The 12,930-nt window shown below is 42.7% G+C and carries 7 protein-coding genes; all 7 read left to right on the top strand.

What is annotated here, in order from left to right; genetic code table 11:
- Window positions 1-9: 9 nt before the first annotated feature.
- The 7 genes from ACK8P8_RS15045 (at window position 10) to ACK8P8_RS15015 (ending at window position 12,923) form a co-directional block, all read left to right on the top strand.
- Complete coding sequence (locus ACK8P8_RS15045) at window positions 10-1,458, top strand: RagB/SusD family nutrient uptake outer membrane protein (RefSeq protein WP_369860780.1); 1,449 nt, start codon at window positions 10-12, stop codon at window positions 1,456-1,458.
- Between the two features lie 31 nt (window positions 1,459-1,489).
- Window positions 1,490-2,485 (top strand): hypothetical protein, encoded by a 996-nt coding sequence (locus ACK8P8_RS15040; RefSeq protein WP_186977750.1) that lies wholly within the window; start codon window positions 1,490-1,492, stop codon window positions 2,483-2,485.
- A 168-nt stretch (window positions 2,486-2,653) separates the two neighbouring features.
- The gene (locus ACK8P8_RS15035; protein ID WP_369860779.1) at window positions 2,654-3,748 is read left to right on the top strand and encodes a thioredoxin family protein; all 1,095 of its coding nucleotides are present in this window, start codon (window positions 2,654-2,656) and stop codon (window positions 3,746-3,748) included.
- Window positions 3,749-4,060: 312 nt separating this feature from the next.
- Window positions 4,061-4,636, top strand: coding sequence for an RNA polymerase sigma-70 factor (locus tag ACK8P8_RS15030; protein WP_099290182.1), 576 nt, complete (start codon window positions 4,061-4,063; stop codon window positions 4,634-4,636).
- 170 nt (window positions 4,637-4,806) lie between these two features.
- Window positions 4,807-8,154: a golvesin C-terminal-like domain-containing protein gene (locus tag ACK8P8_RS15025; RefSeq protein ID WP_410026014.1), complete on the top strand. Its 3,348-nt coding sequence runs from the start codon at window positions 4,807-4,809 to the stop codon at window positions 8,152-8,154.
- A gap of 100 nt (window positions 8,155-8,254) precedes the next feature.
- On the top strand, window positions 8,255-9,427 hold the full coding sequence (locus tag ACK8P8_RS15020) for a FecR family protein (protein WP_369860777.1): 1,173 nt from the start codon (window positions 8,255-8,257) through the stop codon (window positions 9,425-9,427).
- A gap of 157 nt (window positions 9,428-9,584) precedes the next feature.
- Window positions 9,585-12,923: a SusC/RagA family TonB-linked outer membrane protein gene (locus ACK8P8_RS15015; RefSeq protein WP_369860776.1), complete on the top strand. Its 3,339-nt coding sequence runs from the start codon at window positions 9,585-9,587 to the stop codon at window positions 12,921-12,923.
- Window positions 12,924-12,930 lie beyond the last annotated feature (7 nt).

Raw genomic sequence — 12,930 nt, 5'->3', positions numbered from 1 at the left:
CTTTTGATTATGAAGAAGATATTTTATACATCCGTGTTTTTGCTGCTGACGTTGTTCAGCGGTTGTGATTTGCTCGATATAAAACCGGTGAACAGTATGTTGCCGAAGAGCGTGGAGGATTTCGAATCTGTCCTGCTGGGCGGCTATCCCCGGGAGAATTTCTTTATCAATACCGATTTGGCGACCGATAACGTGTACGCGAACCTGAGCGCCACGTCGGCTGTTACCAAGTCGTATGAACCATGGTTCGTCTGGGCGGCAACGCACCAGTATAACGAGGCGGAGGATACGTACTGGAAACAATTGTACTCGTCTGTATTTTACGCCAACACGGTGCTGGACGAGTTCGCCGGGAAGACTCCCACCACGGAAGAAAAGGCTTTGTTCGAAACAGTTCGGGGGGAGGCTTATGCCCTGCGTGCCTATTGCTATTTTTATCTGGTGAATCTTTACGCCGAGAATTACGCGGACGAGAACATGGATAAACCGGGTGTCCCGATGCCGCTGAGTGCCTCGGACGTGCACCAGAATACCCAGAATAACGTGCGCGTGTCCGTCGGGAAGGTGTGGGAACAGATCGAAAAGGATTTGGACGAGGCTTCCAAGGACTTGGTAGGCAAGGAAAGTAAGGGCAAGTATCGTTTTGATTATATCGCCTTGCAGGCTTTCAAGGCTCGTGTCTATTTGTTCACGGGTAAGTACAAGGAAGCGATCGAGGCGGCAAGTTACGTGATCGACGCGAAGTCTTTGTTCGACATGAACGAGATACAGTCTTACTTGGACGGGTTGGATAAGATTTCAAACGCTTTCAGCTATACTTACGGGTTTATTGACACGGATTACCGGAACGAGGTGTTGTTCTTCGTGGGCGGCAAGGGAAACGGGAACCCGTATTATTATTACAAAACCCGTTTTAAACCGACGGAAGAGTTGTTGAATCTTTGCAAGCGTGATCCCGGTGTGGTGGATTACCGGAGGTATATTTTCGAATCGAATGCCGATCCGGGGAGTGCCGATTACGCGGAACAGGGACCGACGGTGTACCGGATGTTCGCGACTCAGCAGAGTGATTGTTATTATATCGGGTTGAAGTTGAGCGAGGCTTACGTGACTCGCGCGGAAGCTTACGCCCGGACGGGAGAGAAGGATTTGGCTATCGAGGATTTGAACCGTTTGCTGGTGACTCGTATCAAGAAAACGGATTACGTGGCACTGGATAAGGCTGATTTCACGGCAGAAACCGCCTTGCAGCGGGTTTTGGAAGAACGTCGGGTGGAATTGGCATTCGACGGGGGAATGCGCTGGTTTGATTTGAGGCGGCTCGGTAAGCCGGGTATCCGGCATGCTTACGAGAACGGGCAGGTACACACGTTGAATCAAGGGGATTTGCGTTACGTGTTACAGATACCGTTGTCTGAACAATTGAATAGCCCGAATATGCCGATAAACCCGAGATAGATGACGGATTATAAATTTGTAAATGTATATCATGATGAAATCTAAGACTATATATTTGATGTTGACCGCGCTTGTGTTGTTTTTGAGCGGTTGTAACAAGGAGAGTAAATTGTCCCCGACGGATGATTTGGGTATCGTCGAGATGTTTGGTCCGGACGAGAATGCCGATCCCCGGGTGAAATCGATGTATAACGATTACGGGGTTTGGGTGCGTACTTATTTCAGTAGTATCGACGAGTTGACGAATGCTATTCTTGCGCAGGACGCCCTTGTGGCCATGAGAGGGGCGAAGAATCTGGACGAGGAGAAAATCCCGGAAGTGTTGTATTACTCGGAAGCATTGTTGAGTAACGTGTCAAAAGAATACGCTAACTCGTATTTCCCGCTGGAGTTGTTTTACGTGAAGGAATACGGTTCGCTTTATTGGATTTACCCGGTGAAAGCGTTGGGGCGGAGCAGGCTGATTCTGATGTGGCCGAACACGTCGGAAGGGGCGATAGAGGTGACCGATCCCGTGAATCACTATTACCGGGATTCCGTGTTGGCGTCGGAGGTGTGGAGAAAAATAGGTACCATGATTGTTGCCCGGATGGAGGAGCCTCTGAAAGATTTCGTGGCGGCAGGCAAGGCGTATGATGACGGAGTGGCTTACGAGAAGCTGGGAGATGAGTTCGATAAGGATGAGGATGCTTGGAAAGAGGAGAATCCGGACGCGAATGATGATGACGAAGATGAGGTGAACAGTCGCCCTTACGTGATCAAGTATAAAAAAGCCGTGGCTGAATTGTGCCGGAACGGGGGATATATTACAGGAGGCTCTTCCCGCTCGTTCGAGGGGGATTTCGCGGAATGGCTTCGCTTGTTGGTTATGGAATCTTACGAGAATATTAAGAAGGAGTATCTGGATAACAGTAAATCCCGTGCTTTGAAATACGAGGTGATTACCAAATATTTCAAGGAATACAATTGGGATATTCAGGCTGCCGGTAATAGGTATCGTGAGAGATTTGACGGGTATAAGGAGTAGAATGGGGGACTAAGGTCCATAAGGTCTATAAAGTCTGTAAGGTCCATAAGGTCATGGGTATCCTTCAGACAAGTCTATCGGCAGCTTTGCTATTATAAAAAAGCACCCCGCAGGGGAGACCAAAGACCTTACGGACCTTATAGACTTTACGGACTAAAAAAATACATCATGAAAAGAACATTTTTAATATTGATAATATCTCTGTTGTCCGGATGGCTTTGGGCGCAGGAGGGGGTGAAGTTTGAAGAGTTGACATTTCAGGAAGCCTTGGAGAAAGCGAAAGCGGAGAATCGTTGGATTTTTCTGGATGCCTATACATCTTGGTGCGGTCCTTGCAAAATGATGGCAGAGAAAGTGTTTACACGAGCGGAGGCGGGGGACTTCTTCAATATCCATTTTGTCAACGTGAAGTATGACATGGAAAAAGGAGAAGGACCCGCTTTAGCAAAGAAACTGGGAATTGGAGCTTACCCTACATTCGTGTTGATAAAACCGGACGGGACTGTGCATGATAAATTGGTCGGCGGTTCCGATGTTGCCGGAATTATCAACCGGGTGGAAAATTCCATGAAAAGCGAGAAGACCGTGGGGACTTTAAACGTGCGTTACGAGCGGGGAGAACGGGATAAACAATTTCTATTGGAGTATGTGGAGGCTTTGTTGAAGGTAAGCGATATCCGGCAAGTGAGGGAAGTTGCCGCATTGTTGACAGAGCAATTGACTGACACGGAAAAGGTTGAACCGGCGTGTTGGAGTTTGTTTGATAATAATGATCTGGCTCCTTTCGGTTCTGCTAATTATCATTTTTTACTGGAAAACAGAAAACAGTTCTATCGGCACGTGGGGCGAGAAAAGGTAGATACCCGCTTGGCAAATCTATACGCGGGAGTGCTTTCCTCTATTGTTTGGGGGCGGGATACTAAAACGACTCCGGACGATGTTAAAGTGATGGAACGTGTTATCCGTGAGTTGCAAACAGACCAGAAGAAACGATTATTAGCCTACGTGGCTATGGCAAATGCCTATAAAAAGAAGGATACGGGTAAGTTGTTGAAGCTATGCCGCAAGGAATTTCCCCGCTTCTCGGATGCCGATGTGATGATGATGGTTATGCCTGTGTCTGTTTATTTCCGGTCACAGGAAGATAAAGAGGCGTTGAAGGAATTCGTGGAGATTGGGAAAGCGTTTATTCCGAATTTGAATATTCAGGCTAATGTTGATTACGTGTCGTATTATTTCACGGAGTTGGAGAGGCAGTTGTAAGATTATTTGTTTGTTTTCGGTTTATAAGACCGCCCTGTTTACGGGGCGGTTTGTTCGTTTTAAATAAACGGTTCAAAAAAAAATGAGATGAGGTGTTGTGTGAACGGAATTTCTAGCTATTTTTGATAGCAAGAAATGAACGTTTGATGATGTGCCAAAAAACGAATTTCATTATTTACTAAGGTCTAAGTCTTTTTTATACATTAATTTGTAACACAACAACTTATCCATATTCGATATTTTGGATAATCTTTATGATTTTATATCTTAACAAACGTTCATTTAATGGAATTTAGATGTGAATATAAATAATTGGAGTTGACTGATTTATCTAATCCGGATGATGTACATGGGTTGCGAAAGCGAGATCCTCGTGTTTATGAGATAATATTTAAGAAATATTATCCGAAACTTCTCGTGTTTGTGAATCGACATGTTGGAGATCAGGATGTTGCGCAAGATATAGTACAGGATATTTTTTTCAAATTGTTTGAGAGCAGTCGTTCTTTACCGGATAACTTTAATTTGAAATCGTGGCTTTATAAAGTTGCTCGAAATGCCGCACTGGATTATTTACGTCATTTGCAGGTGATAGATCGTCATAAATTTCTGATGGCTGACGCTATGATCGTGGCTGAGGATGTGGATGAGAATGTTGATGAGGAAATATATGATCGGGTAAATCAAGCTGTTGAAAGTTTACCGGAACAATGTCGCTTGATTATAAAATTGAATGTAATCGAGGGTAAAAAATATTTGGAAATCTCGGAAGAGTTAGGAATATCAATCAATACGATTCGTACACAAGTTTCCCGGGGATACAAGAAATTAAGGGATATATTGTCCAATGAAAGGGATACATTAATTCTTGTCATTTATATACAGTGAAGAATACTCTTTGATAGTAAATTAGTTGTAATTTTCAAAAAAAATAAAATTCTTGTCACACAAAACAAGAGGCAAGCCGTTATAGGAGTGCGTTTGAACATTGAATTGTGAGAAACAAGGAGGGGAGTATAGAAGACAAGTTTGTACTTTTTTATAAACAACTCAAAAGCATGAACAAAAGTAACATTTGGATTGAGGCATTGTACGAATTTAGACGTGCACGCAGGAGTATCTTATTTCGATTATTTCTGGTTTTGGCAATTTGTGGGCTTATCCTTTACCAGTTCACATCTTTAGGAAGCAGTGATTCCGGTTCGGTAAAGTATGTGTTGCAATTTGCTCCGGATTGGACTTCTTTGGCCTTATCCTCGGCAATACCTTTTAAAAGTGCTTATTACTTTAATGTTATCCAGTTACTTTTTGTCGTGTGTTTTGTGGTGAACGATTGGAGAATGCTAAACATGGGTACCAGAGATGCGTTGTACGTTCGTTCACAGGGGAACAGCGAGATGGTTACGGGGTATGCTTTGGGGCTATTGCTTGTTTTTACCCTGCTCAATTGGTTTTTATTCCTGACTTCAATTATTTTTAATCTTGTCTTGTATCCCGGGTCTTTTAATTTGTTTTATTATTTATTCTATTGGATCACTCTTACGTTACCTGCTTCTGTTTATTTTCTTGGTTTTTCTTGTCTTGTAGTTCGTGTTATCCGTAATCCGGGGATAAGTTTAATTGTGTCGTTTTTGTTACTGGGCGGGATAACTTTTTTAGGTGCCGGATTTTTACATGGGGTGCTGGATCCTTGTGCCCGTTATCTCCCGAATATGTTTTCAGATTTCACGGGACACGTGAATCCGGGGAATTATTTGTTGCAAAGAGGAAGTATTTTGTTGATGGGAGGTAGTTTCGCGGTGTTCTCGATTATTCCTTACCCGAGAATCTTTAATTACGTGCGGACTCGGAAAGTCTGTTTAAGCATTGCTTGCATTTTACTCGTGTTTGCCGCAGGAGGAGTGTTTATTTATCTTGGTCGGTACGGGAAAAAAGAAGAGTTAAGGGAAGTTTACAAGGGGGTGTACGAGAAATATGAACGAGATTCCAAGATTCGGGTGGCAAGCAATGACTTGCACGTGAAGGAACTTGCAGACGGAGGGATTTCCGTGAATAGCCGGATGACCGTTGAGAATAGGACTTCGGGCGAGATGCCTTTGATTATGTACTTGAATCCGGGTTTGAAAGTTACTTCTATCAAGGTGGAGGGGCAGCCTGTTTCTTTCCGGAGGGAGCATCAGGCTGTGCTTGTGGACGAAAAACTGGTTCCCGGCGATTCGTTGGAAGTTTTGATTGATTACGAGGGGAATATTGAAAATGCCTTTTGTTATTTGGACGTATCTTCCGACGAGTATTATTCCCCGGACGTGAATGTCGGCGGGATCTTTCGTCACGGTAATACTTCAGCCTTTTGCGAGAAAGGGTACAAATTGTTGCCCCCGAAGTGTTTGTGGTATCCCGTGGGACTTCCCCCGTACGGTGCCTCGGGAGGAATGGATTTGAATTTTACCCGGTATTCGTTAAGGGTGGAGCATGATCCCGCGTTAATCGCGATAGCCCAAGGAGAAACAATTGAAGAGGGAAAAGGGGTAACTTCGTTCCGTTTTACTCATGACATGCCCGGCATTAGCCTTTGTATTGGTAATTACAAAAAGCGGACAATAACGATCGCACTAGGTCTTCAGTTTGATACAACCCGATTGACACTCTATTATCATCCGGGGCACGAGTATCTTCTCGAACGATATGATTTTCCCGATGAAGAAATTGCCATGAAATTGAAGGATATGAAGGGTATATTGGAACAAGAGGAGTGCTTGAGTTTTGGTGAAGAATTCACGAAGGAAGATTGGGCGATGGTGTACAAGTTGAAAGACAGTTCCAGAGATTTAAAAGAGGCTTTTGAAATCGTTCTCGAGAGGAAAGGTTTTGACCCGACCCGTCATTACCCGTACCGGTGGTTTACCCTTTTGGAAGTACCGTGTGGCTATCATGTTTTCCCCGATTTGATGCAATTAACCGGGGAAAGAGAACAGGCCGGTCTTGTGTTTCTCCCAGAAAAATTACATACCGTGAGAAATTACCGGTATGAGGTTCCAAAGGGGGAAGAGGAGAAAAAAGGAGTAATGAGGATGTTCAAGTACGAGACGTTTGACCCGATTTTCGGGAAAGGAAGTTGTAATATAAGACCTGCATTCCGCGGAAAAACGACTTTTATTTCCTCTGCCGAGATACCACTAATCAATGAAGCTATAAATTATGCGTTGTTTCGTTGTCAACGGAGTATTGTTTATTTTGAAGAGAATAATTTTGATGTGATAGAATACTTGAAACATGGAAGTTTAAAGGATGCGTTGCATGATAGGTCGTTATCCCCGGAAGTGTTGCGAAGTATAATTCAAAAGAAAAGCGAAGAATTATGTATGTCTATCATGTTAAATGTCAAAAGTGACTCATTCCTTAAATTTCATCATGACATTTTGAAGAAAAATAGTTTTAAAGAGGTGGCTTGGGAAGAGTATTGTCAACAATTTTATCAATCTTTCGGTTTGCGTTTGGATTCTCTCGCTGAGCGCTGGTATGGCTCCAATCGGTTGCCTTTGTTTGACATCCGGGATGCACGTGCAATCAAGTTCGGAGAGAAAAATACCGACGTGGTGTTCTGTTTTAAAGTGTTTAACCGGGGTGATGTGCCGGGGCTTATTGCGACAAGTGACTTTCAGGTATGGACAATCCCACCGCGCGAGGGGAGGATGATCACGGCAAGGGATCGAGGGAGGATATGGAATTTTTATTGTATCGAGACACCTTTAGCTCAAAATCTTCCGGATAGTTGGAAGTTGTCGTTAGAGAAGGATGTTCGAGGATGGGTGGATACTGCGACTCGTGTGGTTAGTGTCGATTCTTCCGTTTTCTTTCAAAATAGAAATGCGGATGAGATTATCGTTGATAATGAGGATCCCGGCTTCAGGGTGGTGAAGTCAAAAGATTTTAATCTCTTGTCTTTGCTGCGAAAAGATGAAGAACGTCCTGAATATGATGCCAAATATTCTCGTCAAACTACATGGACTCCCGTGATAAATGGCGGTTTTTATGGTTATCCCATTCGAAGCGCGTATGTGAAGCAGGCGGGGACAGGCAAGCAAAAAGTGGAATGGAGTACCGAATTGCCTCGAGAGGGTAAATATGAAGTATTTTTTCATCATGCAAAACCAACGTATATCGATATGGATGGAAAACAAGAGTTTTATTACTCCATTTTCGACGGAAACGGGGAGCATGAGGTGGTGGCGTTCGTGAATGGAGATGACGTGGGATGGATCTCTTTAGGTGTGTTTGATTTTACGAAAGAGGCGAGAGTGACCTTAAGTGACAGGGATAGAAAAGAGCAAATAAAAATGAACGATAGAGTTATTTCTCAAGAGTTAACCGCCGATGCAGTGAAATGGGTTTGGCTAAAAGAATAATTTACACGAGTGAAAAATGATTTTTTCCCGAAAAAAATAAAATTCTTGTCACACAAAACAAGGGGCAAGCCGTTATAGGGGTGTATTTGAACATTGAATTATGGGAAACAGACAAATATCAACCCGGTTAATATATCGAAAGATAGAAGGATTTCTCTCTCCGGCAGAGGAGAAGATTTTTGACACGTGGTTGAATGAAGACGTGAAACATCGTCGTTATTACGAGAAGATACGGGACGAGTTGCTACGGGATGAAAAACGGGAGTTGTCGAAGACCGAGTTACAGGAAGCATGGTCGATATTTGAAAACCGGATGCAGAAGCAGAGAAAAGTAGAGAAGAAGCGTTTTTTTATCTGGGGTACGGGAATCGCAGCGGCTGTGGCTGTCGTGTTGGGTTGTTGTCTGTTTTTGTACACGTATAAACGCTCGGATCTCAAAATACAATCTGTCGTTCAAAAGATTGTACCTGGGCAGAATACTGCGGTATTGGAGTTGGCGGATGGGGCAGTGTATTATCTGGGAGAGAAACATTATTCACTTCAAGAGAAAACCGGAAATCGGATTATTGCGGATAGTACAAGATTGAGTTACGTGTCGCCACAAGAAGAACAAGGCACAAGAGAAATCGTGTATAATAAATTGAGTGTACCGAGAGGGGGAGAATACCAGATAGAACTGGAGGACGGGACTAGGGTGTGGCTTAACTCTGCTTCCCGGCTGAATTACCCGGTTGCTTTTGCCGGAGAGAGCAGAGAAGTGTACTTGGAGGGTGAGGCTTATTTCGAGGTAAAGCGGGATACGGCAAGACCATTTGTCGTTCATGCCGGAGAACAGGATATCACTGTTCTGGGAACAAGTTTTGGCGTTACTTGTTACGCGGGTGAGGTGAGCGACTATACGACTTTGGTTTCGGGAAAAGTGAAAGTCAATTTTAGAAAAACGGATAAAAGCTATGTTTTACAACCGGGGATGCAAGTTGCTTTTAATAAGGAAAGCGGTGTGGTGACGGAACGGAATGTGGATGTGGCGGAATACGTTGCTTGGAAAGATGGTGTGTACGTGTTCAAGCAAAAGCGTTTGGAAGATATTCTTACCACGTTAGCACGTTGGTATGATTTTCAAGTTTTCTACCGGAGTGAAGACGTGAAGAATGTTATGTTCTCGGGAGAAATAAAACGATTTGGTGATTTCAGCTATTTGTTGAGTTTGATAGAACGCACGAGTGATGTGAAATTTGTAATAGATAAAAAAGTAGTACAGGTGATGAGATAGAAAAATGAAACAGGAGAATACGGCAATATTCCCCTGTCACACGATAAGCCGGCAAGCTTATTCGATTGTTTAATTTTTACAACACAAATCTATGAAAAAAAGAGGTAAAATGTGCACGCCTTTCAAAAAAAGGTGGTGTAAAAAAATGATTTTATTAATGAAACAGCTTTGTATCTTTTTGCTGGTGTTTAATTTCGGATTGAATGCCGCCGTTCATTCACAAAATCAACGGGTCACGGTTGATTTGAGGAATGCGGGAATCGAGGAGTTGATTACCGTTATCAAAAGTCAGTGCGACATGGGATTCTTGTATGATTATAACAAGATTAAAACGGTGAATAATATCACTGTAAAAATGCGGAATGCCTTGTTGTCCGAAGTCCTTGTAAACGCTTTGAGAGGTACCGGATTTATCGCGGAGATCGAGAATGACATGATTATTATCAAGGAGGCTCCCAAGGATGAGAAAAAGGAAGCCAAGACGATCATGGGAAAGGTCACGGATCATAAAAAGGAAGTGCTTCCGGGAGTCACAGTGTTGATCAAAGGTACTTCAGTAGGTGTGGTGACGGATACGGCTGGAGTGTATAAAATCACGTTGCCGGATCAGAAAGACATTACGCTGGTATTCTCGTTTATAGGTATGATTTCCAAGGAAGTGAAGGTAACGAACCAGAAGGAGATTAACGTGATGATGGAAGAGGACGTGGAGGCTTTGGATGAAGTGGTCGTGACGGGGTACAACAATATCAGGAAATCGAGTTTCACGGGAAACGCGACTGCGGTGACAAGGAGTGAGTTAATGAAAACGAATAATAAGAATATTATCAGTGCGCTTCAGGTGTTTGATCCTTCTTTTCGCATCCGGGAAAATTCGATGTGGGGTTCAGACCCGAATGCATTGCCCGAGTTTAATATTCGGGGTGAATCGAGTATCGGTATGAAGAAAGGGTTGGATGTAGAACAAATGAAACAAGAACAACATACCGATTTGAAGGATAACCCGAATCTCCCGATATTTATTATGGATGGTTTTGAAGTAGACGTGCAGAAAGTGTATGATATGGATATGAACCGGGTGGAGGGGATTACCATATTGAAAGATGCTGCGGCCACGGCAATGTATGGATCCCGTGCCGCGAATGGTGTTGTGGTTATCACGACAATCGCACCCAAACCGGGACAATTGATGGTGAGTTATAATGGAACATTCTCTTTAGATCTTCCGGATCTTTCTGATTATAATGTATGTAATGCCGCGGAGAAACTTGAATTGGAACGTTTGTGTGGGGTGTATAGTCCAGATAATGAGTCTCTTGCTGTGGATTACGAGATGAAATATAATGAGTTGTTGCAACAAGTGTTAAGAGGGTATGACACGGATTGGATGGCTCAACCTTTGCGGAATGTGTTTAATCATAAACACAGTGTATATGTCGAAGGGGGTGTTGAAAGTATTCGTTATGGGGTTGATTTGAAATATGAAACGAATGGGGGAGTGATGAAGGGGTCATATCGGGATCGCATGGGGGCAGGATTAACCTTGGATTATCGCTATAATAAATTGCAAATACGTAATTATGTTTCTTATAATTCAACCCGTTCTCAAAATTCTCCTTATGGAAATTTTAGTACCTACGTTGATATGTTGCCTTATTGGCGAATTCATGATGATGAGGGTAAACTGATACAATCGTACAGACCTCTATTAGGTCGTGATATTGCTAATCCGTTATACAGTGCTACATTAGATAGTTATAGTGGAAAGACCAGATATAACGAGTTGATAGACAATTTTAATATTAATTGGTATTTAGCGGAAGGATTGCAGTTTAAAGGACAGTTTAGTATCACGAAAACGGATACCAAAGCAGAAACGTTTAAGGACCCTCGGGACCCGTATTTCGACACGCAAAGAGTATTTAATACTATTGACGAATTGGGACGACTGGATCGAGCTTTGACAGAAAGTTACAGTTGGACGGCAAAAGGTCTTTTTCTGTACAATCGTCAGTTTAAAAAACATTTTATTAATGCAACTGCCGGAATTGAAGCGGTGGAATCCCACTCTTCAACGAATAGTATGACTTTTGAGGGCTTTCCTATGGGAACGGTACATTCTTCCGAATTTGCCGCTCAGCAAAAGGACAAAACAAAACATGATGAAACGAACTCTCGTTTGTTCGGTTTATTGGCTAGTGTGAACTATTCTTATAATGATATTTATCTTTTTGACGGATCATGGCGTTTGGATGGTTCTTCTCAATTTGGTGCGGATAAGCGTTTTGCTCCTTTTTGGTCTGTGGGTGCCGGTATCAATATTCATAACTATGATTTCTTGAAAAACATGGGAATGATTACCTTGTTAAGGATTCGCGGATCATACGGAAGTACCGGTAAGGTGAATTTTCCTTCTTATACGGCAGTAACTACTTATTCAATGGATAGTGACGCATGGTATTACACGGGACCTGCTTCTTATCTTTATTATTTAGGAAATGAGAAATTGAAGTGGGAAACGACTAACACTCTTGATGCCGGGATTGAATTCGGTTTATGGAATGGATTGTTGGACGTGAAGGTAAATTATTACCATAAGGAAACGGAAGATATGATTGATGAAACTTCAATACGCCAATCATCGGGTTTTTCAACTTATTATTCGAATGCGGGGACTGTTGTGAACAAAGGTGTGGAAGTTGATTTAAGAGCCACACTATATAGGGATAAAGACTGGATGGTAACAGTTATCGGTAGTGTCGCATCCAATCGTAATGAAATAACTAAATTAGGTAAAGCGGCAGAGGCTTACAATAAGGCTTTGGATGAGAACTATAATGATCAAAAAGATTATGGTTATTATGTCGATTTACGGAGTGCTCCATTAAAAAGATACACGGTGGGGGCTTCTACAACAGCAATTTATGCCGTTCGTTCTGCCGGAATAGATCCGTCTAACGGTAAGGAAAAGTTTATTAAAAAGAACGGGACCAGTACCTATACATGGGATGCCAATGATCAGGTTGTTGTTGGCGACGAGACTCCGGATGCTCAAGGGGCTTTCGGGTTGAATGTATCTTATAAAGGATTTTTCCTGAATGCCTCTTTCCTTTTCCAATGGGGGGGACAGACTTATAATGAGACTTTGATCAATCGGGTTGAAAATGCCGATATTACAAATAAAAATGTGGATAAACGGGTATTGGCTGAACGTTGGAGACAACCGGGGAACAGGGTGCCTTATTATGATATGAAAGCGAATCCTTATATTCGTCCGACTTCTCGTTTCGTGCAAGATTATAATTATTTGTCTTTTAATAGTCTGTCTATGGGATATGACTTCCCCACTAATTTGATTAGCAGGTGGCATTTGGCTTCTTTGGGAATACGTTTTAATGCGAATGATTTGGGACGTTGGTCAAGTGTGAAAGAGGAACGGGGAATCAGTTATCCTTATGCCAGAAATTATAGTTTAACCTTGAATGTCGGATTCTAAAAAATAA

The organism is Butyricimonas muris (assembly GCF_046365375.1).
Taxonomy (GTDB): Bacteria; Bacteroidota; Bacteroidia; order Bacteroidales; family Marinifilaceae; genus Butyricimonas; species Butyricimonas muris.
Note: the sequence above shows the minus strand (reverse complement) of the source record. Positions and strands in the feature narration are given on the sequence as shown.